Source organism: Azospirillum sp. A26 (genome assembly GCF_042604635.1).
In the GTDB taxonomy this organism is placed as follows: domain Bacteria; phylum Pseudomonadota; class Alphaproteobacteria; order Azospirillales; family Azospirillaceae; genus Azospirillum; species Azospirillum palustre.
The window spans coordinates 2,916,908-2,940,341 of record NZ_CP170472.1 but is presented as its reverse complement, the minus strand read 5'-3'; the positions used below and the strand labels follow the sequence as shown (position 1 = coordinate 2,940,341).

Genomic DNA, 23,434 nt, shown 5'->3' with positions numbered 1-23,434 from the left:
GGCGGGAGAGGGAAGATCGGGGGGTCAGCCGCCCTGGATGGGGCGGACGATTTCCAGGCTGTCGCCGGGCTTAAGCGCGGTTTCCAGCCAGCGGCGGCGGGGGACCACGGCGCCGTTCAAAGCGACCGCGACGCCCTTCGCACCCTCGGCGATGCCGCGCCCGGCCAGGAACTCGGCGACGGAGGCGGCGGACAGCGGCTCCTCACGGCCGTTGACGCGGATGGCTTCACGTGAAACGGCACTCATGCGGCGGCTCCCGCGGCAACGAAGCGGTCGGCGGCGAAGGGGTGCAGCAGCGGGTCGGTCTCGCCGGTCAGCACCAGGCGGGCGATGCCGTCGGCGGTCACCGGGGTCAGCAGGATGCCGTTGCGGTGGTGGCCGGTGGCGTGGATCAGGCCGGGAATGCAGCTCTCGCCCAGGATCGGCGCGTCGTCGCGGCTGCCGGGACGGAAACCCGCCCAGGCTTCCTCGATGGGCAGCTCGGCGATGCCGGGCAGCGCCCGCCATGCCCCGTCCAGCAGGGCGAACTGCCCGCCGGCGGTCAGGCGGTCGTCGAAGCCGCGCTCCTCCGTCGTGGCGCCGATCAGCAGCCGGCCGTCCAGCCGCGGGATCAGATAGGTGCCGGGCGTCCACACCACATGGCGCAGCAGCGGCAGAAGGGGATCCATGCGCAGGCAGACCATCTGCCCCTTCACCGGGCGCACCGGCGGCCGGGCGGCGGGCGGCAGTCCGGGCACCCCGGCCGACCACGCCCCGGCGGCCAGCACCACCCGGTCGGCCCGGTGCAGCGTCTCGGCAACCCGCACACCCACGGCGCGCCCGCCCTCCACCGCCAGCGCCACCTCGCCGCATTGCTCGTGCAGGTGGGCGCCGGCAGCCTCGGCGGCGCGGCGCAGAGCTGCCGAGACCTTGCGGTTGTCGACCTGATGGTCGCCGGCACAGAACAGGGCGCCGGCGACACCCGGTTGCAGGAAGGGTTCGCGCCGCCGCACCTCGGCCCCGCTCAGCCACTCCACCGGCAACCCCAGATCGCGCTGGAACCCGTGCAGGAAGCGCACCTTCGCGGCATCGTCGGCGGTCAGGGCGATGACCATGGTGCCTTCGCTGCGCAGGTCGACGGCCATGCCGCTCGCCGCTTCGAGATCGCGGGCAAAGTCCGGCCACAGGGCCTGCGACGCGCGGGTCAGCGGCAGCAGCCCCTCCTCGCCCGGCTCGGTCTCGACACAGGCGGCCAGCATCCCGCCGGCGGCATGGGTGGCGCCGCGCCCGGCCTCCCCCCGCTCGAAGACATCGACGCGGCAGCCGGCCGACGCCAGCCTCCAGGCGATGGCGAGGCCGATGCAGCCGGCGCCGACGATGGCAACGGACGGGCGGGCCAGGGAAGGACGGAGTCCGGACGCGGAAACGGAATATGGATGCGGTTCTGGCGCATGGATCATGCGGCGGCTCCCTTCGCTGGAATTACCCAGACAGGTTCGATGGGTGTGTTCTCAGCCGCGCGACCACCGCACGGCACCCCAGGCCTATGGATTGCCTTATGCCAATCTTCCGCTGGCCCCACAAGCGGAATCGACCACCGCCCGGACTTGCCACCACACAACCGCCCCCAACCTGCCGATGGATGCGGCGACAGGCCGCAGCCGGATACGGAGTCCCCCCGACAGGAAGCGCTACCGAGCGGCAGCTAAAATGTCGGCACAATGAGCCATACCCGGGCATTCAGCAGAAAACGGGCACCGCCGGTGCGCGGGATGAACAACAAAGACGACCGAGGATTCGCCAGCATGCTGTCTTTCTTCCGCTCGGACTCCCCGACCTCCCCCGTCCCCGGCACTCCGGCGGGCACCCCGGCTGGCGGGCCCGAACCGGCAGCGCACGCCACCGGACCGGCGGAACAGCCGATCCGCAGCCTGTGCCTGCCGGCGGAGCGGATCGGTGCCGCGGCGCTGGAGGGGCTGAATTTCGCCGCCGGGGCACCGGCGCTGGTCGTCGGCTTCGTGTCGCCGCATGTTGATTTCGCCGCCACCGCGCGGGCGGTCCGCTCCGCCCTGCCGGCGGCGACCCAGCTGGTGCTGGTCTCCAGCGCGGGCGAGCTGTGCGCGGCCGAGGGCCAGCCGCTCTACCGCAAGGCCGGCGACCGCTGGGACAGCGTGGTGCTGCAATCCTTCAGCCCGCGCCTGCTCGCCGGGGTCAGCATCCAGTCGGTCCCGCTGCATTGCGACGACCTGCGCGGCGGCCGCCCGACCCGCGATGTGCCGGCCCGGGTGGAGGCGATCCGCGGCGAGCTTGATCGCATCCGCGTTCCCTTCCCCGTCGACAGCCACGACACGGTGGCGCTGACCTTCATCGACGGGCTGTCGGCCAGCGAAAGCTGGTTCATGGAGGCGGTCTACCGCTCCGGCCATTTCCCCTGCCTGTTCATCGGCGGTTCGGCGGGCGGCAAGCTGGACTTCCGCAACACCCATCTGTTCGACGGCCAGCGCGTGCTGGAGAACGTTGCGGTGACGATCTTCCTGAAGATGGCGCCCGGCATCCGCTACGGCATCTTCAAGTCGCAGAATTTCCGGCCGACCCAGACCCGCTTCGCCGTGGTCGACGCCGACCCGATGCGCCGCATCGTGCGCAGCGTGATCGACCGCGACGGCTTCGAGGTCGTCGGCTTCATCGACGCGCTCGCCAAATCCCTGCGCTGCAAGCCGCAGGAGCTGCCGGGCAAGCTGGCGAAGAACACCTTCGCCATCGAGATGGAGGGGGAGCTGTTCATCCGCTCCATCTCCGGCTTCGATTTCGAGAAGGGGGAGGTCGCCTTCTACTGCGACGTCAATCCCGGCGACTCGCTGTGCCTGGTGGAGGCGACCGATTTCGTCCGCCAGACGGAGGACGACCTCTCGGCCTATCTGCGCAACAAGCCACGGCCGGTCGGCGCCATCCTGAACGATTGCATCCTGCGCCGGCTGAACAACCCCGACCAGCTGTCGCGGGTCCATGCCTTCGACGGGCTTGCCGCCGCCGGCTTCTCCACCTTCGGCGAGCTGCTGGGCATCAACATCAACCAGACCCTGTCGGCGCTGATGTTCTTCGAGGTGCCGCCCGGCACTGGGTTCTCCGACGACATGGTCGACCGCTTCCCGGTGCATTACGCCCGGTTCCAGAGCTATTTCATCGCCACCCGCTACAACCGGCTGGAGCTGCTCAGCCGCATCCGCAACAGCGTGATCGAGCGGATGCACAGCTATCTCGACGCGCTGGTGACGCTGACCGGCGGCGTGCAGGAGACCGCCAGCTATGCCGCGCGCATCGGCGGCTCGATGTCGGCGATCGAGGCGACGCTGAACCGCCACGCCACCCTGTTCGACGGCCACGCCGACCGCAAGGAGGCGCTGGTCCGCGAATTCAACCAGCTGTCCACCGTGGTCAAGAGCATCGAGAAGGTGCTGGCGGTGATCGACGGCATCGCCAGCCAGACCAACCTGCTGGCACTCAACGCCACCATCGAGGCCGCCCGCGCCGGAGAGGCCGGAAAGGGCTTCGCCGTGGTGGCGGCGGAGGTGCGCAAGCTGGCCAACGACACCAAGCAGACGCTGGCCGACACCCGCCGCGCCATCGACCAGGTGGTGACCTCCGTCCGCTCCGTCGGCGGCCAGCTGGACGACACCAGCGCCCGCATGGACGAGGCCGCCACCGCCTCGCAGGAGTTGCAGACCGACATCCATGCGGTGATCGACGAGGTGGAGGGCGCCCAGAAGGCCATCGAAGGCCGCCTGTCCGACATGAACGACCATGCCCGCCGCATGGAGGACATCAACCGCTACATCGCCTTCCTGAAGCAGCTCGACCGGGCGGGGTAAGCGGGCGGCTGCCCGACACCTCACGCCAAAAACCCGTGCAGGAACCAGCGCGGGGTCTCGTCAGGGCGGTACAGGCCGGCGCGGAACAGCCAGAAGCGCCGGCCGCCCTCATCCTCGACTCGGTAATAGTCGCGCAGCGCCAGCCCCAGCGACCCTTGCCCACGCCACCATTCGCCTTCGATCCGCTCCGGCCCTTCGGCCCGGCGCACACGGTGGGGCACGCCGCGCCAGACGAACAGCAGCGGCGGGTCGTCGGGCAGAGGCGCGGTGGCCTCCACCGGTTCGGGCGGGGTCAGCAGGCGCAGGGGGCGCGGCTGCCCGGCCGGCCAGGGCTTCTGCGCCGGCAGGCGCTCCATCGGCGGATGCGGCGCCACGCAGCGCTCCGGCAGCCAGCTTTCCCGCGGCACCAGCCGCAGCACCGCCCGCTCCCCCAGCCGCAGCGCCAGCCGGTCGCCCAGTTCGGCCAGCTTGTCGTCATTCCCCTGGTCGCCGGCCTCCTCCCCGTCGATTGCGGTCTGGACGGCGGACAGCGGTCCCGTCTCGGTCGCCGACAGCACCAGGGTTTCCAGCCCCGGCCCCGGCCCCGACCCAAGCTCGATCCGCTCCAGCAGCGGGGCGAACAGCCGGGCAAGAGCCGCCGGGTCGCGGGTCGGGCGGCTGGTGCCGAGCGTCAGGCTCTGCGGCTCGTCGTCCACCCGCTGGTCGGTGCGGTGGGCATCCAGCCGCAGCCGGCGCGCCCCCTGCCCCGCCGCCTCCAGCCCCTTGCACAGCCTTCCCAGCAGATGGCGCAGCGCCCCGGCAATCGATTCGGGCGTGGCGATCGGTTCGGCGAAGGTCAGGCGCTCGCGATGGTCCGGCACCGGCCGGCGCGGGGAGATCGGCTCGTCCAGCCGGCCGAAGGCCTGATCGTACCGTTGCATCAACCCGGCCCCGAACCGCGCCGCCAGCCCCGCCCGCGGCATGGCATGCAAATCGCCGATCCGGCGCAGGCCCAGCGCATGCAGCCCCTCCACCGTCTCCGCCGGCAGCCGCAGGGCGGCGAGCGGCAAACCATCCAACGACTCGCGCTGCCGCTGCTCCGGACTGCCGAACCGCACCAGCCCCCAGGCGGCGGCCGGGGTGTCGGCGATGACGGCGCGGGCGGCGAAGCCGGCGGCGCGCAGCCGGCCGGTGAGGTCGGCGGCCAGCGCCGGTTCGCCCTCAAGCAAAGGATTGCCGAAGAGATGGGCACAGCCGGTGATGTCGATCACCACCCCGTCCGGCTCGTCCGCCGCGGTCCAGGGGCTGTAGCGCCGTGCCCAGTCGGCGATGCGGCCGAGCAGGGCCGAATCGTCCTCCGGCGTCGCCTCCGCCACCTCCAGCGCCGGTTCCAGCACACGGGCATCGCTGAGGGTATGGCCGGGAGCGATGCCCAGCACCGCCGCCGCCCGGTTGACCGCGACCACCACCCGCCGCTGGCGCTCCGTCCGCAGCAGGACGAAGGGGCGTGCGCGCGACTCCGGCGGCATGAACCGCTCCCTCGCGTCGGTCGGCAGGCGCGGCAGCCACAGGGCGAGGATGCGGCGCCTGGTTCTCTCTGCTCCGCGGACCAATCCCTCTCCCCTCGATCACCAGGAACAAACAAAGAACATACTAGCGCTGCCTTGACCGCAAAGGGAATCCCTCCTTTGGGGTCATCTTGCCGAAACGTTCGGTAGTGCCGACATTCCGTCCATGATCCCACATCCCCCGCCCCTCGCCCGCCATCCGGTCGTCAGCCGACTGGCTCCGCTCCTTCTCCTGCTGGCGGCCGGCGCCTGCGCGCCGTCGGACCTGCGCGACGACAATCCCGGCCGCGCCCAGGCCTTTCCGCCCGTCTACAACCAGACGGTCGTTCCCGGCGGGGGCGAGCGACGAACCTGGAGCCAGATCCAGGCGGAGCAGTCACGGGCCGACTCGAAGCCCGCCCCCCCCCGGCAGACCGACGACCGCCAAATCCGGCGCGACCCGGACAGCACCGACCAGCCGCCGCCCAAGCGCCGCCGCGGCAGTTCGTCGCCGCCGCCCGACCCGGCCGCCCTGCCCCAGCCGCCGCGCCCGATCCCGGTGCCGCCCCCGCCTTCGTCGCAGAGCGCCACCGACGCCTTCAAGCGCGACCTGATCCGGCCGGAGGTCGACCGCATGCGGACCGACGACGCCATGGGCCGGCTCGACCCGCTGGGCCAGCGCGACCTGATGCGGCGCGAGAACGATTTGCGCCAGTTCGGCGACCCGCTGGCGCGGTAGCGTCAACCCCTCCTCCACCATCGGCACCGGTGTCGGCGCCGGTCCTGGCGGCTTGACCCCGCCCCCGCTCAGCCGCCATACCGGCAGCCGGAGCGGAACGGACGGGGGGATGCGGGCGCATGACGACGGTGACGGGGGCCTTCGGCAACGGGCTGACCACGCCGGTGTGGGTGCTTCAGCATCTGCTGGGCATCCTCGGCATCGGCATGTGGGCCGGACAGGCCGGCGGCACCGCGGTGTGGCAGGTGCCGGCCGCCGCCGTGACCGCCGCGCTGGCGGCGGGCTTCGCCGCCCAGATGGGCGTGCGGCTGCCCTATGCCGGGCCGGGGCTGGCCGCCTCGCTGCTGGTGGTCGGGTCGCTGGTGGCGCTGGGGGTGCGCGCCCCGGCTGCGGTGGCGGTGCTGGTCGCCGCGGTCGCCGCGGTGTTCCACGGCCATGCGCATCAGGGGCCGCCGCTCTATTGGGCCGGTTTCGCGTCAGGGTTGATGCTGGTCGCCTGCGGCGGGCTGGGCCTGTCGATTGCGGTGACGCAGGCCGAGTCGGACCGCGCCGTGCGCCTGTGTGGCGGTGCGGTAGCAGTCGCCGGCGTTCTCGACCTCGTCGGCGTGATTTGACCGGATGCGCCTTGAAATGACAGGGTTGCGCGGAAATCTTTGAAGGCACGACCTTCCCCTCCCCGCCCTTCCCGCTCGGGACGCACGGGCCAGACGAACGGAACGATCCGGTGCCCCGCGCAGCCGCCAAAGCCTGCCCACCCCCGCCGGAACTCCCCTCTCCGGGACCTGGGACGCATTCCGATGCGGTTCGCCTTACCCGCCGCCATTTGCTGGGCGGCCTGACGGGAGGGGTGGCGTTGGCTCCGCTGCTGGGCGGCGGATTGCTGGGCACCGGGCTGCTGGGCGGTCCGGCCGCCGCGCAGGACCTCCGCTATTTCCGCATCGGCACCGGCACCACCTCCGGCACCTATTTCCCGATCGGCGGGCTGATCGCCAACGCCATCTCCAACCCGCCGGGCTCGCGCCCCTGCGACAAGGGCGGGAGCTGCGGCATCCCCGGCCTGATCGTGGTGGCGCAGGCCAGCAACGGCTCGGTCGACAATGTCGAGATGCTGCGCGCCGGCACGGTGGAGGCCGGCTTCGCCCAGGCCGACGTCGCCTATTGGGCCTACAGCGGCACCGGCAGCTTCACCGGCAAGCGCCCCTTCACCGAACTGCGCTCTCTCGGCATGCTCTATGCGGAGGCGATCCAGATCGTCGTCCGCTCCGACGGCTTCATCGACCGCATGGCCGACCTGAAGGGCCGCAGCATCTCGCTCGGCGAGGAAGGCTCCGGCACGCTGGTGGAGGCGCGGCTGATCCTGGACGCCTACGGCCTGTCGGAAAGCACGATCACGCCGCTCTACCTGAAGCCCGGCACCGCGGCCGACCGGCTGGCGAAGGGCGAGCTGGACGGTTTCTTCATGGTCGGCGGCTATCCGGTGGCGGCGGTCAGCGACGTGGCGGCGCGGGTGCCGATCCGTCTGGTGCCGCTGGACGGCGAGCCGGCCGACCGGCTGCTGCGCGGCCAGCGCTTCTACATCGAGCAGGAAATCCCGGCCAACGCCTATCCCGGCAGCGCCACCACCCCGACGCTGAGCCTGGGGGCGGAGCTGCTGACCCGCGCCGACCGCGACCCCGACCTGATCTACGGCGTCGTCCGCGCGCTGTGGCACGAGAACACCCGCCGCGTCCTGGCCGACGGGCATCCGCAGGGCCGCAATTTCGACCCCGCCCGCGCGGTCGCCAACGTCTCGGTCCCCCTGCATCCGGGGGCGGAGCGCTTCTACCGCGAGGCCGGCCTGCTCGGCAGCGCCGCCAACGAGCCGACCCGTCCGCCGGCCGGCGCGACCGACACGCCCCCCGCCGCCGGAGACAAGACAGGGAACGGCAGTCCCCCTGCCGAGAAAGGCACCTCCGGCAAAAGCAGCGAGGACAAGCCGCCGCGCTGATCGCCCGTTGGTCGCCAACTGGCCGGACAGGACGAAAGGACCGTTTCCGCACGCCCCGCCGGTGGAATAGTCTGAGCGGCATCCGGTTGATCCTCGTGATCGGGCGCAACGGACGGAAGGAGACAGGCATGCCGGCCGGCGAAGGGGTGCGCATCGCGATCCGTTCCGCCCGCGACGCCGACTCCGCCCGCTGTGCCGAGATCTTCCTGCACGGCCGCCGCCAGGCCTTCTCCTGGCAGCCCGCCGAGCGGTTCGGGCTGGACGATTACTACGACTGCGTCCGCGGGGATTCGGTGCTGGTGGCCGAGACGGACGGGAGGGTGGTCGGCTTCGTCTCGCTCGATCCCAAGGCCGGCATCATCCACAACCTGTTCATCGACCCCGGCTGGCGCAAGCGCGGCATCGGGTCGGCCCTGCTGCGCGAGGCCCTGGGCCTGTTGCAGGGCGGTGCCCGGCCGGCCGAGCTGGCCTGTGCCGCCCGCAACGCCGACGCCCGCGCCTTCTACGAGCGCAACGGCTGGACACCGGTCGGCGAAGCGTCGAACCAGCCCGACGCGCTGGTGCTCTACCGCCTGTCACGGGCGGGGTAGAGGGCCGCTCCCCCCGTCCTCCCGCTTGCCCCGCGAAACTTCCTCCAACGAGACGATTTGGCTCGGATGCGCGGGCTGTTTTCGTTTGCGGCGTTGCGGTAAAGTCCCGCCGCCATGCGAACCCTGTACCACCACCCGATCCACGCCCTGTCGCGCACCGCGCGCGTGATGCTCGCCGAGAAGGGCCTGCCCTTCGAACCCGTGGTCGAAAGGCCTTGGGAACGGCGAACCGAATTCCTGAAGCTGAACCCGGCCGCCGAGGTTCCGGTGCTGGTGGAGGAGGACGGGACGGTCGTCGCCGGCGGCCTCGCCGTTATCGAATATCTGGAGGAGGCCTATCCCGACACCCCCCTGCTGCCGCGCGAGATCGCGGCACGGGCCGAGGTGCGGCGGGTCGCCGACTGGTTCCTCCACAAGTTCGAACGCGAGGTTGCGGAAAACCTCGTCGGCGAAAAGCTGATCAAGCGGCTGTCCGGCCAGGGCCACCCCTTCGCGCCGGCGATTCGCGCCGGGCTGGCCAACGTCACCTACCACCTCGACTACATCGCCTTCCTGTCGGAGCGCCGGCCCTGGCTGGCCGGGTCGTCCTTCACCCTGGCGGACATCGCCGCCGCGGTGCAGCTGTCCTGCCTCGACTATATCGACAACGTGCCGTGGGACCGCAGCCCGGAGGCCAAGGACTGGTACGCCCGGATCAAGTCGCGCCCCAGCTTCCGCGCGCTGCTGGCCGACAACATCACCGGCTGCCCACCGCCGAAGCACTATGCCGACCTGGATTTTTAATATCCTGTTTGGATTTCGCCCAAGAGGGGCATGGACCGGCCGGGCGTATCAAGATTAACGTGCTCCCTAAATCGTATTTGGGAGTAGTTGCTCGATGCGTCTCCGCCGTTCTTCGCCCGCTCCGGCCCTGCCGGTCCGTTCCCTCAGGCCCGCCCTGATCGCCGGCGGCATGCTGGCTCTGGTGGCCGGCTGGTCGCCCGCCCAGGCGGCGCCGGCCGTCGACGATGCCGGCGCCAAGGCGCTCGCCGCGTCGCTGAAGAAGGACCTGCCCCGCTGGTTCCCGCCGCCCGCCGAGGATGGCGAGGGCATCGGCTTCGAATGGCAGGGCGAACCGACGGTCAAGCCGGCCGGCGACCATTACGACGTCGCGCTGCCGCGCCTGTCGGCCGAGGATGCGGAAGGCACCCTGTTCGACATCGGCACCATCCTGCTGGCGGTGACGCCGAAGGACGACAGCCAGTACGGCGTGTCGATCACCCTGCCCAGCGCCATGAAGGTGCAGAACCTCGACGACAACGACGAATATGTCGATGCCGCCACCATCACCATCGGCAAGCAGTCCTTCACCAGCACCTGGTCGGGTGCGCTGGAAACCCTGCTGACGGTCGACGGCGCCTTCAACGATCTGGCGGTCACCGCCGCCGGCGGCAAGGGCAAGGTGTCCATCGCCACCATGACCATGGTGCAGGATCTGAAGCCGGAGACCGGCACCGGCGGCGCCACCCTGTGGAGCGGCCCGGCCGCCTTCGCCTTCGGCGGCCTGTCGGTGCAGGACGACAAGAACAAGGAGCTGCTCAAGATCGGCGGCGTCACCACCGAGGCGACCTACAGCCGCGTCGACCTGACCAAGGTCAGCGCGCTGCAGAAGCTGTCCGAGCAGACCGCCGCCAAGGGCGTGGCGCCGACCAGCTCCGAACTGCTGCCGAAGCTGCAGGGCATGTTCGGCGGCATCAGCGGCGCGATGCGCCTGTCCAACCTGTCCTTCGTCAATCCGGAGGACGGCACCGCGGTGGCTCTCGGCCATCTCGCCTTCCGCAGCGGCTTGACCGATCTCGATCAGGCGATGTCCACCGCCAGCATGGGCATCGAGGCGCGCGACTTCACCATGACGCCGTCGCCGGCCCCGGTCGCCTTCACCCCGCGCGCCTTCGAAATGAAGCTGTCGGTCGCCAAGATGCCGAACAGCGCCCTGTGGAAGGCCTTCACCGAACTGGCCAAGTCCGCCGAGGCCGAAGAGGCCCCTCCGGCGAAGAAGGGCGCCAAGGCCAAGGCAGCCGCCCCCGCCTCGCCCTCGTCCGACGTGATCATGCAGCAGGCGATGGCTGCGATGGGCGAGGCCGGGACCGAACTGCGCATCGACGCGCTGAACCTCGACACCCCGGCGACGGCCGGCACCGCCACCGGCGCGGTCAAGGTCGCGACCCAGGCCGCCTTCGGCGTCACCGGCGGCGCCACCGTCCTGCTGCGCGGCATCGACGCCGCGGTGAAGGCGATGCAGCCGGCCCCCGGCGCCAAGCCGGACAAGGAGACCCAGGATCTGCTCGCCGGTCTGGCGATGGTGCAGGCGCTGGGACAGGCCGGCAAGGACGACACCGGCGCCGACACCCGCACCTACAAGATCGACATCACGGACGCCGGGCAGCTCCTGCTGAACGGCGCCGACATGACGGCCCTGCTGGGCGGCGGCAGCGAGCCCGCCCCGGCCCCGGCGGAAAAGCCGAAGAAGAAATAAGGGATCGGGTACGGGGTGTGGGGGGCCGATCCGCCCACACCCCGCCCACACCCCGCCTCCACAACACCACCCCCCTGCGGCACTCCACCGCGACACCCCGCCGCACACCTCCCGCGGTTGCACGGCACAAGCCTCTTGAACGGCCGGGACGCTTTCACATATCTCCGCCGTCTTGACGCCACCACCCGTGCAAAAACCAACGAAGGTGCCCCCATGACCGAGGAACGGCTCAGTTTTCAAGCCGAGGTCAGCCGTCTGCTCGACATCGTCGCCCACTCGCTCTACAGCGAGAAGGAAGTGTTCCTGCGCGAACTGGTCTCCAACGCGTCGGACGCCTGCGACCGCCTGCGCTACGCGGCGCTGACCCAGCCGGAACTCTCGGCCGACGATCCGAACCTCAAGGTCCGCCTGCTGGTCGACAAGGACGCGCGGACCCTGACCGTCGCCGACAACGGCATCGGCATGAACCGCGACGATCTGGTCGAGAATCTCGGCACCATCGCCCGCTCCGGCACCGCCGCCTTCATGAAGTCGCTGGAAGGAACGGAGACGGGCGACGGCAAGAAGGACGTCAACCTGATCGGCCAGTTCGGCGTCGGCTTCTATTCCGCCTTCATGGCCGCCGATAAGGTAACGGTCCTGACCCGCAAGGCCGGCGAGGCCACCGGCTGGCGCTGGGAGTCCGACGGCAAGGGCGAGTTCACGATATCCGAGGCCGACGGCCTGCCGCGCGGCACGCAGATCGTCCTGCATCTGCGCGCGGGCGATGACGAGTATCTCGACGAGGCCCGGCTCGGCGGCATCGTCCGCAAATATTCCGACCACATCGCCATCCCGATCCTGTTCGGCGAGGGCGAGGAGGCCAAGGCGCTGAACAGCGCGTCGGCCCTTTGGACCCGGTCGAAGTCGGAGATCACCGCCGACCAGTACAAGGAATTCTACCACCATGTCGGTCACGCCTTCGACGATCCGTGGCTGACCCTGCATTGGCGGGCAGAAGGGGCGCTGGAATACACCAACCTGCTCTATGTGCCCTCGACCAAGCCGTTCGACCTGTTCGATCCCAAGCGCGCCCACCGGGTGAAGCTGTACGTCAAGCGCGTCTTCATCACCGACGCGGCCGAAGGGCTGATCCCGCCCTACCTGCGCTTCGTGCGCGGCGTGGTCGACAGCGAGGATCTGCCGCTGAACATCAGCCGCGAGATGCTGCAGCACAACCCGATGCTGGCCAAGATCAAGGCCGGCATCACGCGGCGCGTCCTGTCGGAGCTGTCGAAGAAGGCCAAGGACAGCGAGAACGCGGCCGAGTACGACAGCTTCTGGGAAAACTTCGGCGCGGTGCTGAAGGAAGGCCTCTATGAGGACTACGAGCACCGGGACGAGTTGCTGAAGCTGCTGCGCTTCCGCACCACCGCCGGCGACGAGCTGGTGTCGCTGGAGCAGTATGTCGCCCGCATGAAGGAGGGCCAGGACGCCATCTTCACCATCAGCGGCGACGACATCGACACCTTGCTGCGCAGCCCGCAGCTGGAAGGCTTCAAGGCCAAGGGCGTCGAGGTCCTGCTGCTGACCGACCCGGTCGACGAGTTCTGGATGCCGTCGGTCGGCGTCTATGAGGGCAAGCCGTTCAAGTCGGTGACCCGCGGCGGCGCCGATCTCGGCAAGATCAAGGGCGAGGAGACCGAGAAGCCGGAGGAGAAGACGCCGGAGGGCGAGCTGACCGACCTGCTGGCCCTGCTGAAGCTGACCCTGTCCGACGCGGTGAAGGACGTCCGCAAGTCCGAACGCCTGACCGACAGCGCCGTCTGTCTGGTGGCCGACGACAACGACATGGACATGCATCTGGAACGCCTGCTGAAGCAGCACAAGCAGCTGAACGGCGAGGTCGGCAAGCGCATCCTGGAGATCAACCCGTCGCACGCCCTGATCAAGCGGCTGGCCGACCGGGCCAAGGGCAGCGGCGCCACCGACGCGCTGGAGGATGCGGCGTGGCTCCTGCTCGACCAGGCCCGCATCGTCGAGGGCGAACCCCTGCCCGACCCCGCCGCCTTCGCCCGCCGTCTGGCGAGCGCGATGGAGAAGGGGCTGGCGTAAGGATCGCCAGCGCCGGGAAAGTCTGAAGGAAAGCCCCCTTCTCTGATGAGAAGGGGGCTTTTCCGTTCTAGCCCCGCCCTACCCGCCGGGGTGGGAAGACCAGCGAGATGGTGGTGCCCTCGTCGCGGCGGCTGACCACGTCCATCCGGCCGCCATGCAACTCGATCAGCCGCTTGGTCAGGGGCAATCCCAGGCCGGTGCCGACCTGGGCGCGGGCCAGCGCGCTGTCCACCTGCCCCCAGGGCTCCAGCGCCTTGGCCAGTTCCTCCCCGGTCATGCCGATGCCGGTGTCGTGCACCGACAGCCAGAGCGCACCGTCCGCCGCCAGACGGCCGCGCAGCGTCACGATGCCGTCGGCCGGCGTGAACTTCACCGCGTTGGACAGCAGGTTCAGCAGCATCTGCCGCAGCTTGCGCTCGTCCGCCCGCAGCGGCGGCAGGTCCAGCGGCACCGCGGTGGCGATGCTGACGCCATGGCGCGCGGCCCGTTCGGCCAGCAGCCGCGCCGTGCCGATCGCCACCCGCACCACATCCACCGTCCCGTCCACCAGCTCCAGACGGTCGGCATCGGCCTTCGACAGGTCGAGCAGGTCGTTGATCAGCTCCATCAAATGCCGGCCGCTTTCGGCGATGTCGCGGGCATATTCGCGATAGAGCGGAATGGCGTGCGGTCCCAGAACCTCCTGTTCCAGCAGTTCGGCGAAGCCCATCATCGCCGTCAGCGGCGTGCGGATCTCGTGGCTCATGTTGGCGAGGAAGGCGGTCTTGGCACGGATCGCCTGCTCGGCCTGCCGGCGCGCCTCGTCCAACTGGCGGGCGCGCAGTTCCGTCTGTTCGGCGGAGCGCGCCATCAGCCCGGTGACCGTGCCGACGCCCAGATAGCGGTCTTGCTCCACCACCAGGAAGCCGGTCACCAGCGCCGCCGGTTTCAGCCGCGCCAGCCGCCGCCCGATCTCCGCCAGAGGCGTCGCCCCGTCGATCAGCAGCGGATGCGGGTCCATCAGCTCGGCGACCATCCGCGTGCCGCTCCCTTCGCCGATCCCCTCGCCGCCGCCCTCCTCTCCGCCGCCGTCCGGCAGCAGCCGGCCGCGCTCCAGCAGTCCGGCGACGCGGCCGTCGCCGTCGACCACCGGCAGGGCGGCAAGCTCCGGCTGGCGCTGGAACCGGGCAAGGGCGGCGGCGCACTCCTGCGAGGAGGAGAGCGGAGCGACCGGAACGGCCAAGCCGGCGGCGGTGAAGGCGGGTTCGTCCATATGCGGCTCCGCCGTGAACGAAGAGGTGGAAGGCGGGAAATCGAACGGCGTCACTGCGGCTTCCCTCCTTCCTGTCGGGCATTGTCGGGCCCGGTTGACTGTCAGTCGAACGCACCCCCGGATCGGGGGGCATTCCCTTCGGGAAAACCTAGCAGCGGATTATGAGCAATTGGTTTCCACCCCGCTCCATGACGGCATTGCCCGATAGACTGAAAGTATTATGCCCTTGGCAGTAAAACCGTCCTCTGCTCGGCCGTCCGGCGGGAACGTGGGTGTTTGAGAATGTCTGCGAAACACAGTATGATGGTCGGGTATTCGGGGTGCCGCGAACGGCTGGCCGGGGCGAATTGCACGATCGCCTCCGTTGCCGGCTCGTTCCGCTGGCGTTCCGGGCATCAGGGAGACCGGAGGGGCGAACCGCCGCCCGTCGAACGAAGACAGGATTACAGGGGATGTCCATGCCCTCGCGCCTCGAAGAACTGTGCGTGAAGAAGGGATTGAAGATGACCGACCAGCGCCGCGTGATATCGCGCGTGCTGTCGGAGGCGACGGACCATCCCGATGTGGAGGAGGTGCATCGCCGTGCATCCGCCATCGACCCGCGCATTTCCATCGCCACCGTCTACCGGACGATGCGGCTCTTCGAGGAGGCGCATGTCATCGACCGACTCGATTTCGGCGACGGCCGCGCCCGTTACGAAGAAACCAGAACCGATCATCACCATCATCTCATCGATGTCGACTCGGGTGAAGTGATCGAGTTCACCAACGATGAAATGGAGCGGCTGAAGGAAAGCATAGCCCGCGAATTGGGCTATGACCTGATCGGCCATCGGTTGGAACTGTACGGCGTCCCGCGCAAACGCCGTGCCGATAAATCTGAGTCTTAACTATATACGGAACTTGTTTTCGATGCGCACAAGGGGTGGCGGCTGACTTTGCCACCATCCGGAATCGCCACCCGCATGACGGGTGGGTCAGGCGATCATCGCTTGCGGGGTGCATCGGGTGCCGGTCTGGACCTTGCGGGGCGCTGGCCCAAGGTTAGGCGAGGAGCAAACCTCAAAACAGACCGGAACCGGCCGCACCATGGATGACCGTCCCAACAACCGCCAGGGCCTGCCCCCCCACACCCGGCCCGAGAGCCCGCCGAGCACGGCCGGGCCCGCCTCCCCGACCCTCGACCCCGTTCTGGAACGGCTCGACCGCCTGTCGGATCTGCTGATGCGCCGCATCGACCGGCTGGAGGAACGGGTCCGCAGCCTGGAGCAGGACAATGGCGAGATCATCAACCTGCTGATCGCCGTCAAGGCCGGGCTGGAGGAAGCGTCAGGCGACCTGATCGCCCAGTTGGAGGAAGCCGACGACGGCTCCGGGCAGGATGACGGCTCCGACGATGGCTCCGAAGACGGACCGCTGTTCGAGGTGCCCTGCGGCCCGAACATGCTGCATTGACCCGGACAAGCCATCCGCCTCCGCATCGGGTCAGGTCTTCCTCGATGTCGACCTGAAACTCCTTGCCCGCCGCCCCGCGGCGGCCGGATAACTGCGGTCATGCAAACGACGTCATCCCCGCCGCATGGCCTGGAGCCTCAGACCGGCATCACGCCGCCCCCACCGCTGCCGGCGGCAACGCCGGAGCCGCTCCTGGGGGCGATGCCGGAGTCGCCGGTCTCCGGGCCGGCCGGAGTCGCCTTCTTCGACTTCGACGGGACGCTGATCCATGGCGACAGCCTGCCGATGTTCGTCGGCGAGGTGATCGGCCGGCGCCGCGCGGCCCTGGCGCTGGCCGATGCCATCCGTTCGGCCCTGCATCGCCATGTCCGCGGCCGCGGGCCGGGCTGCGACTTTCCGGGGTCGGTCAAGGCGATCTACCTGAAGCGCACGCTGCACGGTCTGCCGGTGGCCGACGCGCTGGCCGCGGCCGAACGCATGGTGCCGCGCGTGCGCTGGCACCAGCCGATGCTGGACGTGCTGAAGGAGCACCGCCGCCAGGGCCGCCGCGTGGTGATCGCCACCGGCGCACTCGACCTCTACATGCCGGCGCTGCTGCGCGGGCTGGAGGTGGACGATCTGCTGGCGACCGGCATGGAGGTGGTGGACGGCAGGCTGACCGGACGGCTCAGCACCGCCAACTGCGTGCGGCTGGACAAGGCGGAACGGGTGACCGGCTGGATCGCCGGCCATGGTCCGGTCGCCGCCACCTGGGGCTATGGCAACCATCCCAGCGACCTGCCGATGCTGGCGCTGATGCACAAGGGCGAAGTGGTCCGTATTCGACGAAGGTCTAACCGCAGGTAGCAGGCGTTTACAACCCGGGCGCCCGCCCGCATACTCCGTCCGTCCATAACAAAAACATGATGGACGGAGGGGAACCGTGGCTTTCAGCATCGATGCCGACATCCGGATGCCGGTCTATGGCGGACGCCGCGCCGTGATCGCCGATGCCGACCTCGTCCAGCGCGAGGCGCTGGCCGGTCACCTGTCCGGCCGCGGATTTCAGGTCTCGCAGACCGACGACGCGCTGGAGGCGCTGACCATCATCGGTGCCGAGGCGCCGGCCGTGGCCCTGCTTCCGCTCGACCATGAGGGCGACGACGGCGACCGCGCCGCGGCGCTGGCGGCCATGCTCTATCCGCAGACGCGCATCCTGATGACCGGCCCGCGCATGCCGAACCTGCCCTTCCCCATCCTGCCCCGCCCGGTCGATCTGGCCGCGCTGGACCGCTGGCTGGACGAGGCGACGGCTTAAAAGACGGCGACGCGCTCCAGCTTTTCCGGGTTGGCGATCTGATAGACCCGCAGGATCCTGCTCCCGGTGTCGCCGCAGGGGGCGATGTCGAAGGCCCACACGCTGCGGAACGCCCCGCCAAGGTCGGCCAGCAGCCCCGGCCCGCCATTCACCCGCACCGGGATGAAGCCAAAGCTGACGCCGCGCTTGCGCTGGACGCCGATCAGGAAGCGGGCGATGCGGTCGGCGCCGAACAGCGGGTTGACCGCCGTCCGCACCATCCCGCCGCCGTCGCTCAGCCATTGGGCGTCGTCGGACAGCAGGGCGACGATGGCGGCATAGTCGCGCCGGACGCTGGCCTCGGCGAAGGCATCGGCCAGACGCCGCCCGGCATCCGCGGCGTTGGCCGGCTGGCCCCAGGCGGCGGGCTCGGCCAGCCTGGTGCGGGCGCGCCGCATGATCTGGCGGCACCCCTCCACCGACTTGCCGAGCATCGCCGCGATCTCCGCATAATCGAGGTCCATCGCCTCGCGCAGGACGAAGACCGCCCGCTGGTCCGGCGCCAGCCGCTCCAGCAGCAGCAGCATCGCCAGCGGCACCGACTCGGGATCCATGCCGTCCTCCGGCTCGGAGTCCCAGCCGGCGACCTCCGGTTCGGGCAGCCACAGCCCGTAATAGCGCTCCCGCGCCACCCGGGCGGACCGCAGCCGGTCGAGCGCCAGCCGCGTCACCAGGGTGGTGAGATAGGCGGGGGCCGACCCGACACTGCCGGGCGCCACGGCCGACCAGCGCAGCCAGGCGTCCTGCAGCGTGTCTTCCGCCTCGGCCACCGAGCCGAGCAGCCGGTAGGCCAGGGCGCGCAGCCGCGCCCGCTCGCCCGCGAAGGCGGCGAGCGCGGTGTCCGGGTCGGCCAGCGCCGTCATGCCGCTATCCCGACGGCGGTGCCCTCGATATGCTGGGCGATGCCGATGCGGTTCCAGGCGTTGATCTGCGCCACCGTCGCCGTCAGCTGGGCGATCTGCTCGGCGTCGAAATGGCGTTGCAGCTCCCGGTACGCCTCGTCGATGCGGTCATGCTGGGTGCGGGTCAGCACCTCGGCCCAGGCGAAGGCGGCGCGCTCGTCCGGCAGGAACAGGTCCGACCGCTCCCACTCCGCCACGGCGGCGATGCGCTGGTCGGACTGGCCGTCGTGGCGGGCCTCCTTGCTGTGCATGTCGATGCAATAGGTACAGCCGTTGATCTGCGACACGCGCAGGTCGATCAGGTGGATCAGCCCGGTCGGCAGGCCACTGCCGCGGATGGCCTTGGTGATGGCGAGCATCGGCGTGTACAGGGACGGCGCGTCGGCGGCGACGGTGAAACGGAAAGCCATGGTGTTCATCCTCGTCTGGAGTGTCATCGCCCCTATGACGGGCCGCATGCCTCCGGCGTGACGCATGGCTGCCCCGCGCTCCACTCAAGCCCTGGCTTTCAGGCGTCGCTCAGCATTCCCACCGCGTCGCGCAGGATGGCGACCTTGGCGGCGAACCGCCCCTGCGGATCGCTCTCGCCGATCAGCTGGATCATGATGCCGAGGGCATGGGCGACCCGCGGCGCCATCCCCGGCCGCTCGCGCACGCGGGTGGCAAGCGCGGCCAGTGCCGGCCGGTAGGGACGCCCCTCGAACCCGTCGGTGGCGATCGACTCGAACCGGTTGGCGAGGTCGAGGATTTCGCGGTTGTCGCTCATGCGCGTTCCAGCCGTGTCAGACGAACAGCATGGCGCCGCCGCCGGGCGCCTCATTCAGGAAGGTGACGACGCCGCCGGTGGCGACCGGCACGTCCGCACGCAAGCAGACGCCGGGCGGCAGCCCCAGCGCCCGCAGACCCATCTCGCAGGCCATCACCGTGACGCCCATGGCGACGCAGGCCTCCAGCAGTTCCTCGAAGGTGGCGAGGCCGTGGGTGGCGAAATAGCGGTCGCGCGCCACCGGCGTGCTGCCGTCGTCGGCCGGGTCCAGGTCGTGCCAGCCCAGCACCCCCGGCTCCGTCTCATGAACCAGGGCGCGCAGGGCGCGGCCGGTGAAGAACAGCGTGACCTTGCGGTTGGTGGCGGCCGCGGCGCTGGCCATCACCAGCGCGTAATGGACCCGGTCGAATCCGCCGGCGAACAGCACGATGGACAGGGCCGATGTCCCACCGGCTCCGGCAGCCGGCACAGGATTCAGCATGGTCTCAGGCAGGGCAGTGGGCATGATGGCCGCCTCCCATGTTTGCCACGGCGCCCGTCAGTGGGCGGAGAGGTCGTGGATCGTTCGATGATCGCCGCAAAGCGCGCAGTCGGGATCCCGCTTGATGGCGATGCGCTGATAGGACGCATAGAGCGTGTCCATCATCAGCAGGCTGCCCGACAGGCTTTCGCCCAGCCCCAGCAGTTCCTTCAGCACCTCCGTCGCCTGCAGCGAGCCGACGGAACCGGCCAGCGCCCCCAGAACGCCGCCTTCCGAACAGGACGGCACGGTGCCGCGCGGCGGCGGTTCGGGGAATAGGCAGCGATAGCAGGGGTGCGGCGCCCCCAGATGCGCCTTGAAGGTGGTCAGTTGCCCGTCGAACCGCAGGATCGCCGCCGACACCAGCGTCTTGCCGGCCAGGAAGCAGGCGTCGTTCAGCAGGAAGCGCGTGGCGAAATTGTCCGACCCGTCGGCGACGAGGTCGTAGCCGGCGATCAGATCCATCGCGTTGTCGCGGTTGATCCGCGTCCGGTGCGCCTCGACCCGGACATCGGGGTTCAGCGCCTGGATGCGGGCGGCGGCGCTCTCCACCTTCGCGAGGCCCAGCGTCGATTCGTCGTGGATCACCTGCCGTTGCAGGTTCGACAGATCGACCGTGTCGTCATCGACGATGCCGATGGTGCCGACGCCGGCCGCCGCCAGATAGAGCAGCAAGGGCGCGCCCAGGCCGCCGGCACCGACGACCAGCACCTTGGATCGCAACAGCTTTTCCTGGCCGATGCCGCCGACTTCCGGCAGCACGATGTGGCGGGAATAGCGGTGAAGCTGGGTGTCCGTGAAGTCCATGGCCCGCAGCATAGCGCAAGGACGGGCCGTTGCAGCAACATTCGATGCCGCGATTTCCGAGAAGCCGGCAGCGCGCAATCGCCGCGCTGGAGCCCCCTCAGGCCCTGGTCGAAGTCGTCGCCCCTTGGGACGCCCACTGCTGCAGGCGGGCCTGCCGCTCGCGCAGCGTCTTCTGGATGGCGCTTTCCTGATTGGTGCCCGATTCCGTCAGGTCCGGATTGCGCGGGACCAGTCCCAGCCGGAAATCGGTCGGCGACTTCAGGTCGGACGGCGGCACCACCACCATGGTGTATTGGCCGGGTTGCAGCTTGTAGGTCGGCTTTTGCAGGAAGTTCTGCTGGGCATCGGGCTTGCCCGAGTCGCTGGCGGCGACCACCTTGCCGTCCTTGTCCATCATCGCCCAGCGCGTGTTGGGCAGCGAGATGTCGGCGGTGAAGGTGCCGCCCTGCACGACGTTGAAGGTGTGCTTCTGGACGCCGGTGTCGCCGTTCCCCGGTGGCTGGGCGGTGCCCTTCAAGCTCGCGCCGCCGGCCGTCACCAGGATGTTCTGCTTCTCGGTGACATCCATCGAATAGTCGCGCACGCCCGCGGCACGGTTGGCCTGGGAAAAGGTCGCCGTGTAGGTGCCGGGACCGAGCCGCGCGCTGGCATCCGCCGTCGATTCGTTCGACCGGAGGCTGGTCACCACCTCGTTGCGGTCGTTGCGGATTTCGACGTTGGTGAAGCTGTTGTTGATCTTGAAATTAAATTCGCCGGCCTTGCTGACCGTAAAGGTCTGGCTGTCGGCATTCGCCCCGTCCGCCCCGATCTTGGTCGTCTGCCCCTTGAACTGGGAGAAGGCGCTGCTCGACAGGTTCGGGACGTAGGTGGAGGTGGAAATATCCGTCATGGCGGTCACTCCCCGGCGTCGGCACGGACGGAAACGACGTTGCTGATGCCGGGGAGTTTAGCCGAATTCGCAAAATCCGTCAAATTTCGGACCGGAATTTCGCCTTCAGGCTGCGGAGCGGGGGCGGACCACGCCCCCACCCACGCCAATGCCTTTTTATTCAAGCCCTTCGAACAGGGCGGTCGACAGGTAACGCTCGGCGAAGGACGGCAGGATCACGACGATCTGCTTGCCCTCATTCTCCGGACGGGCACCGATTTCGAGCGCGGCGGCCAGCGCCGCACCGGACGAGATGCCGACCGGCACGCCTTCCAGGCGGGCGACCGAGCGGGCGGTCTCGAAGGCGCGCTGGTTGGAGATGCGCACCACCTCGTCGATCAGCTCCTTCTTCAGGATGTCGGGCACGAAGCCGGCGCCGATGCCCTGGATCTTGTGCGGACCGGGCATGCCGCCGGACAGGACGGGGCTGTCCTCCGGCTCCACCGCCACCGCCTTGAAGGAGGGCTTGCGGGCCTTCAGCACCTCGGCGGTGCCGGTCAGCGTGCCGCCGGTGCCGACGCCGGAAATCAGGAAATCGACCTGACCGTCGGTGTCCTTCCAGATCTCCTCCGCCGTGGTGGCGCGGTGGACGGCCGGGTTGGCGGTGTTCTTGAACTGCTGCAACAGATAGGCGTTCGGGTCGGCGGACAGGATCTCCTCCGCCTTGCGGATGGCGCCCTTCATGCCTTCCGCCGCCGGGGTCAGCACCAGCTCGGCACCCAGCAGCTTCAGCATCTTGCGCCGTTCCACCGACATGCTTTCCGGCATGGTCAGGATCAGCTTGTAGCCCTTGGCGGCGGCGACGAAGGCCAGCGCGATGCCGGTGTTGCCGGAGGTGGGCTCGACCAGCGTGGTGCGGCCGGGGGCGATGGTGCCGGCGGCCTCGGCGGCCTCGATCATGGCGCGGCCGATGCGGTCCTTGACGCTGGCCAGAGGGTTGAAGAACTCCAGCTTGCCGATGATCTGGGCCTTCACCCCCGACTCTGCGGCGAGACGGTCCAGCCGCACCAGCGGCGTGGCGCCGATCGTGTCGAGGATGCTGTCGTAGATCTTGCCGCGGAACTCCGGTGCAGCCATGATTCCACCTCTAAGATTTGTGTTATATGTGATTTCAACACCCCAGGCGGAGCATTATCCAGCACAGGGAGCCTGTCAAACGGGAAGTGGCGCCACCCAAGTCCCCTGCGTCAGATGGTGAAGTCGATGCGGTCCTCGGTCTCGCTCTCCACCCCGGCGCGGCGCGCGCGCATGCACAGATCCTCGATGGTGATGGTGTCGAGCTTGGCCATGCATTCGTCCTGGAGTTCGCCCCACAGCGGGCGCACCACCTGATGGCCCAGCACCGAACCCGCCGGCTCCTCGATGGGATCGGTGGCGGTCTCCATCGCGCGGACGACCTTCACGATCTCGCCCAGCGTGATCCGCCGCCGCTCGCGCGCCAGCCGGTAGCCGCCGCGAGGGCCCCGCACGCCGGCCAGCACGCCTTCGCGCACCAGCTGTTGCAGCACCTGCTCCAGATAGCGCTTCGGAATGCCCTGGCGCCGGGTGATCTCGCCGGACTGCACCGGCTCGGTGCCCGCGTTGTAGGCGATGTCGAGGACCGCCTCGATGGCGAACATCAGCTTCTTGGAGATGCGGAGCATCACGAACGACTCCCGGTATTCTGACCGTGGGCGGCCGACGGTGGAACCACCATCCCCTCCCCCACTTCCGCCTGTTGGTTAAGAACCGTTTTACACCGCTGATGCGGTAATTCTCAACAGGATTTGTCGCAGACAGACTCGGGAAAATGCGCCGCCTCGTCCGGCGGGGTGCGGCCACCCCACCCCATCAGCCCGCCCCATCAGTCCACCGGCGTCCAGGCCACCTCCCCCAAATCCTCGCGGAAGGCGAAGCGCTTGAGATGGTCGATCACCACCTCCTGCATGCGCTCCATCTGTCCGGCATCCTCGATTTCAATCGTCAGGGTCAGCCCCGCATCGTCGGCCGCCATCCGGCAGCGGCGGTCGGCGGCGAAGGGGACGAGCCCCTGGGTCTCGTCATAGACGACCTCGAACTTGTGCGCCCAGTGCTTGCACAGCTGGGTCATGTAGCGGCGCCCGTTCGGGGTGGCGATGCGTGCGGTAGATGCGGCCATGTCCTCGTCTCCTGTCCGGTCAGATGCGTTCG

Annotated in this window: 25 protein-coding genes and 1 riboswitch; of the genes, 12 read left to right on the top strand and 13 right to left on the bottom strand. The window is 69.4% G+C overall.

All coding sequences use genetic code 11. The annotated features are described in order from the left end of the window. Positions 1–24: 24 nt before the first annotated feature. Together thiS and thiO are read right to left on the bottom strand one after the other, a co-directional pair. Positions 25–246, bottom strand: coding sequence for a sulfur carrier protein ThiS (thiS, locus tag ABNQ39_RS14735; protein WP_376958263.1), 222 nt, complete (start codon positions 244–246; stop codon positions 25–27). Beyond that, positions 243–1,439 (bottom strand): glycine oxidase ThiO, encoded by a 1,197-nt coding sequence (gene thiO / locus ABNQ39_RS14730; protein ID WP_376958262.1) that lies wholly within the window; start codon positions 1,437–1,439, stop codon positions 243–245. The genes thiS and thiO overlap by 4 nt, the downstream gene beginning before the upstream one ends. Next, a riboswitch (TPP riboswitch) is annotated at positions 1,431–1,530 on the bottom strand. (Overlaps the previous gene by 9 nt.) Positions 1,531–1,784: 254 nt before the next feature. Between thiO and ABNQ39_RS14725 the strand changes: the two genes are divergently transcribed. Continuing rightward, on the top strand, positions 1,785–3,848 hold the full coding sequence (locus ABNQ39_RS14725) for a methyl-accepting chemotaxis protein (protein ID WP_376958261.1): 2,064 nt from the start codon (positions 1,785–1,787) through the stop codon (positions 3,846–3,848). Between the two features lie 20 nt (positions 3,849–3,868). Here the strand turns inward: ABNQ39_RS14725 and ABNQ39_RS14720 are convergent, their stop codons facing one another. Beyond that, a complete protein-coding gene (locus tag ABNQ39_RS14720) occupies positions 3,869–5,440 on the bottom strand; it encodes a DinB/UmuC family translesion DNA polymerase (RefSeq protein ID WP_376958260.1) in 1,572 nt (523 codons plus the stop codon). A gap of 121 nt (positions 5,441–5,561) precedes the next feature. Here ABNQ39_RS14720 and ABNQ39_RS14715 point away from each other — a divergent pair, with 121 nt between their 5' ends. The 7 genes from ABNQ39_RS14715 (at position 5,562) to htpG (ending at position 13,299) form a co-directional block, all read left to right on the top strand. Further along, positions 5,562–6,113: a hypothetical protein gene (locus ABNQ39_RS14715; RefSeq protein ID WP_376958259.1), complete on the top strand. Its 552-nt coding sequence runs from the start codon at positions 5,562–5,564 to the stop codon at positions 6,111–6,113. Between the two features lie 119 nt (positions 6,114–6,232). Continuing rightward, positions 6,233–6,727, top strand: coding sequence for a HupE/UreJ family protein (locus tag ABNQ39_RS14710; protein WP_376958258.1), 495 nt, complete (start codon positions 6,233–6,235; stop codon positions 6,725–6,727). 233 nt (positions 6,728–6,960) lie between these two features. Then, positions 6,961–8,100, top strand: coding sequence for a TAXI family TRAP transporter solute-binding subunit (locus ABNQ39_RS14705; RefSeq protein WP_376958257.1), 1,140 nt, complete (start codon positions 6,961–6,963; stop codon positions 8,098–8,100). Positions 8,101–8,228: 128 nt separating this feature from the next. Further along, complete coding sequence (locus ABNQ39_RS14700; RefSeq protein ID WP_376958256.1) at positions 8,229–8,690, top strand: GNAT family N-acetyltransferase; 462 nt, start codon at positions 8,229–8,231, stop codon at positions 8,688–8,690. Positions 8,691–8,804: 114 nt separating this feature from the next. Further along, complete coding sequence (locus ABNQ39_RS14695; RefSeq protein WP_109048046.1) at positions 8,805–9,473, top strand: glutathione S-transferase family protein; 669 nt, start codon at positions 8,805–8,807, stop codon at positions 9,471–9,473. 94 nt (positions 9,474–9,567) lie between these two features. Continuing rightward, positions 9,568–11,205 (top strand): hypothetical protein, encoded by a 1,638-nt coding sequence (locus ABNQ39_RS14690; protein WP_376958255.1) that lies wholly within the window; start codon positions 9,568–9,570, stop codon positions 11,203–11,205. 213 nt (positions 11,206–11,418) lie between these two features. Then, entirely contained in the window at positions 11,419–13,299 is a 1,881-nt protein-coding gene (gene htpG, locus ABNQ39_RS14685) for a molecular chaperone HtpG (protein ID WP_376958254.1), read from the top strand. Between the two features lie 67 nt (positions 13,300–13,366). Here htpG and ABNQ39_RS14680 read toward each other — a convergent pair whose 3' ends face one another. After that, the gene (locus ABNQ39_RS14680; RefSeq protein WP_376958253.1) at positions 13,367–14,551 is read right to left on the bottom strand and encodes a sensor histidine kinase; all 1,185 of its coding nucleotides are present in this window, start codon (positions 14,549–14,551) and stop codon (positions 13,367–13,369) included. A gap of 458 nt (positions 14,552–15,009) precedes the next feature. Here ABNQ39_RS14680 and ABNQ39_RS14675 point away from each other — a divergent pair, with 458 nt between their 5' ends. The 4 genes from ABNQ39_RS14675 (at position 15,010) to ABNQ39_RS14660 (ending at position 17,303) form a co-directional block, all read left to right on the top strand. Continuing rightward, positions 15,010–15,441 carry a Fur family transcriptional regulator gene (locus tag ABNQ39_RS14675; RefSeq protein WP_042701979.1) on the top strand — a complete coding sequence of 144 codons (432 nt, stop codon included), beginning with the start codon at positions 15,010–15,012 and terminating at the stop codon, positions 15,439–15,441. 199 nt (positions 15,442–15,640) lie between these two features. Then, positions 15,641–16,006, top strand: coding sequence for a hypothetical protein (locus ABNQ39_RS14670; RefSeq protein ID WP_376958252.1), 366 nt, complete (start codon positions 15,641–15,643; stop codon positions 16,004–16,006). 99 nt (positions 16,007–16,105) lie between these two features. Beyond that, a complete protein-coding gene (locus ABNQ39_RS14665; RefSeq protein ID WP_376958251.1) occupies positions 16,106–16,852 on the top strand; it encodes an HAD family hydrolase in 747 nt (248 codons plus the stop codon). A gap of 76 nt (positions 16,853–16,928) precedes the next feature. After that, positions 16,929–17,303 carry a response regulator gene (locus ABNQ39_RS14660; RefSeq protein ID WP_376958250.1) on the top strand — a complete coding sequence of 125 codons (375 nt, stop codon included), beginning with the start codon at positions 16,929–16,931 and terminating at the stop codon, positions 17,301–17,303. Here ABNQ39_RS14660 and sigJ read toward each other — a convergent pair. The 9 genes from sigJ to ABNQ39_RS14615 form a co-directional block, all read right to left on the bottom strand. Next, positions 17,300–18,205: an RNA polymerase sigma factor SigJ gene (gene sigJ / locus ABNQ39_RS14655; RefSeq protein WP_376958249.1), complete on the bottom strand. Its 906-nt coding sequence runs from the start codon at positions 18,203–18,205 to the stop codon at positions 17,300–17,302. The genes ABNQ39_RS14660 and sigJ overlap by 4 nt on opposite strands. Beyond that, positions 18,202–18,654, bottom strand: coding sequence for a carboxymuconolactone decarboxylase family protein (locus tag ABNQ39_RS14650; RefSeq protein ID WP_376958248.1), 453 nt, complete (start codon positions 18,652–18,654; stop codon positions 18,202–18,204). The genes sigJ and ABNQ39_RS14650 overlap by 4 nt, the downstream gene beginning before the upstream one ends. A 98-nt stretch (positions 18,655–18,752) precedes the next feature. Beyond that, complete coding sequence (locus ABNQ39_RS14645) at positions 18,753–19,010, bottom strand: hypothetical protein (protein WP_376958247.1); 258 nt, start codon at positions 19,008–19,010, stop codon at positions 18,753–18,755. A gap of 16 nt (positions 19,011–19,026) precedes the next feature. After that, positions 19,027–19,515 (bottom strand): DsrE family protein, encoded by a 489-nt coding sequence (locus ABNQ39_RS14640; RefSeq protein WP_376958246.1) that lies wholly within the window; start codon positions 19,513–19,515, stop codon positions 19,027–19,029. A 33-nt stretch (positions 19,516–19,548) separates the two neighbouring features. Further along, a complete protein-coding gene (locus ABNQ39_RS14635; RefSeq protein ID WP_376958245.1) occupies positions 19,549–20,337 on the bottom strand; it encodes a HesA/MoeB/ThiF family protein in 789 nt (262 codons plus the stop codon). Positions 20,338–20,434: 97 nt separating this feature from the next. Further along, positions 20,435–21,226, bottom strand: coding sequence for a hypothetical protein (locus ABNQ39_RS14630; RefSeq protein ID WP_376958244.1), 792 nt, complete (start codon positions 21,224–21,226; stop codon positions 20,435–20,437). A gap of 156 nt (positions 21,227–21,382) precedes the next feature. After that, on the bottom strand, positions 21,383–22,342 hold the full coding sequence (gene cysK, locus ABNQ39_RS14625) for a cysteine synthase A (protein ID WP_376958243.1): 960 nt from the start codon (positions 22,340–22,342) through the stop codon (positions 21,383–21,385). A 110-nt stretch (positions 22,343–22,452) separates the two neighbouring features. Beyond that, positions 22,453–22,908 (bottom strand): RrF2 family transcriptional regulator, encoded by a 456-nt coding sequence (locus ABNQ39_RS14620; protein ID WP_012972993.1) that lies wholly within the window; start codon positions 22,906–22,908, stop codon positions 22,453–22,455. Positions 22,909–23,108: 200 nt separating this feature from the next. Then, positions 23,109–23,402 (bottom strand): DUF2218 domain-containing protein, encoded by a 294-nt coding sequence (locus ABNQ39_RS14615; protein ID WP_376958242.1) that lies wholly within the window; start codon positions 23,400–23,402, stop codon positions 23,109–23,111. Positions 23,403–23,434: the final 32 nt, after the last annotated feature.

Excerpts from the sequence above, each read along its gene's own strand:
- ABNQ39_RS14695 (WP_109048046.1), top strand. The coding sequence starts at position 8,805 with ATGCGAACCCTGTACCACCACCCGATCCACGCCCTGTCGCGCACCGCG.
- ABNQ39_RS14620 (WP_012972993.1), bottom strand. The coding sequence starts at position 22,908 with ATGCTCCGCATCTCCAAGAAGCTGATGTTCGCCATCGAGGCGGTCCTC.
- ABNQ39_RS14715 (WP_376958259.1), top strand. The coding sequence starts at position 5,562 with ATGATCCCACATCCCCCGCCCCTCGCCCGCCATCCGGTCGTCAGCCGA.
- thiO (WP_376958262.1), bottom strand. The coding sequence starts at position 1,439 with ATGATCCATGCGCCAGAACCGCATCCATATTCCGTTTCCGCGTCCGGA.
- ABNQ39_RS14650 (WP_376958248.1), bottom strand. The coding sequence starts at position 18,654 with ATGGCTTTCCGTTTCACCGTCGCCGCCGACGCGCCGTCCCTGTACACG.
- ABNQ39_RS14640 (WP_376958246.1), bottom strand. The coding sequence starts at position 19,515 with ATGCCCACTGCCCTGCCTGAGACCATGCTGAATCCTGTGCCGGCTGCC.
- ABNQ39_RS14615 (WP_376958242.1), bottom strand. The coding sequence starts at position 23,402 with ATGGCCGCATCTACCGCACGCATCGCCACCCCGAACGGGCGCCGCTAC.
- ABNQ39_RS14700 (WP_376958256.1), top strand. The coding sequence starts at position 8,229 with ATGCCGGCCGGCGAAGGGGTGCGCATCGCGATCCGTTCCGCCCGCGAC.
- ABNQ39_RS14725 (WP_376958261.1), top strand. The coding sequence starts at position 1,785 with ATGCTGTCTTTCTTCCGCTCGGACTCCCCGACCTCCCCCGTCCCCGGC.
- ABNQ39_RS14630 (WP_376958244.1), bottom strand. The coding sequence starts at position 21,226 with ATGACGGATATTTCCACCTCCACCTACGTCCCGAACCTGTCGAGCAGC.
- ABNQ39_RS14710 (WP_376958258.1), top strand. The coding sequence starts at position 6,233 with ATGACGACGGTGACGGGGGCCTTCGGCAACGGGCTGACCACGCCGGTG.
- thiS (WP_376958263.1), bottom strand. The coding sequence starts at position 246 with ATGAGTGCCGTTTCACGTGAAGCCATCCGCGTCAACGGCCGTGAGGAG.
- sigJ (WP_376958249.1), bottom strand. The coding sequence starts at position 18,205 with ATGACGGCGCTGGCCGACCCGGACACCGCGCTCGCCGCCTTCGCGGGC.
- ABNQ39_RS14670 (WP_376958252.1), top strand. The coding sequence starts at position 15,641 with ATGGATGACCGTCCCAACAACCGCCAGGGCCTGCCCCCCCACACCCGG.
- cysK (WP_376958243.1), bottom strand. The coding sequence starts at position 22,342 with ATGGCTGCACCGGAGTTCCGCGGCAAGATCTACGACAGCATCCTCGAC.
- ABNQ39_RS14690 (WP_376958255.1), top strand. The coding sequence starts at position 9,568 with ATGCGTCTCCGCCGTTCTTCGCCCGCTCCGGCCCTGCCGGTCCGTTCC.
- ABNQ39_RS14635 (WP_376958245.1), bottom strand. The coding sequence starts at position 20,337 with ATGGACTTCACGGACACCCAGCTTCACCGCTATTCCCGCCACATCGTG.
- ABNQ39_RS14645 (WP_376958247.1), bottom strand. The coding sequence starts at position 19,010 with ATGAGCGACAACCGCGAAATCCTCGACCTCGCCAACCGGTTCGAGTCG.
- ABNQ39_RS14675 (WP_042701979.1), top strand. The coding sequence starts at position 15,010 with ATGCCCTCGCGCCTCGAAGAACTGTGCGTGAAGAAGGGATTGAAGATG.
- ABNQ39_RS14680 (WP_376958253.1), bottom strand. The coding sequence starts at position 14,551 with ATGGACGAACCCGCCTTCACCGCCGCCGGCTTGGCCGTTCCGGTCGCT.
- htpG (WP_376958254.1), top strand. The coding sequence starts at position 11,419 with ATGACCGAGGAACGGCTCAGTTTTCAAGCCGAGGTCAGCCGTCTGCTC.
- ABNQ39_RS14665 (WP_376958251.1), top strand. The coding sequence starts at position 16,106 with ATGCAAACGACGTCATCCCCGCCGCATGGCCTGGAGCCTCAGACCGGC.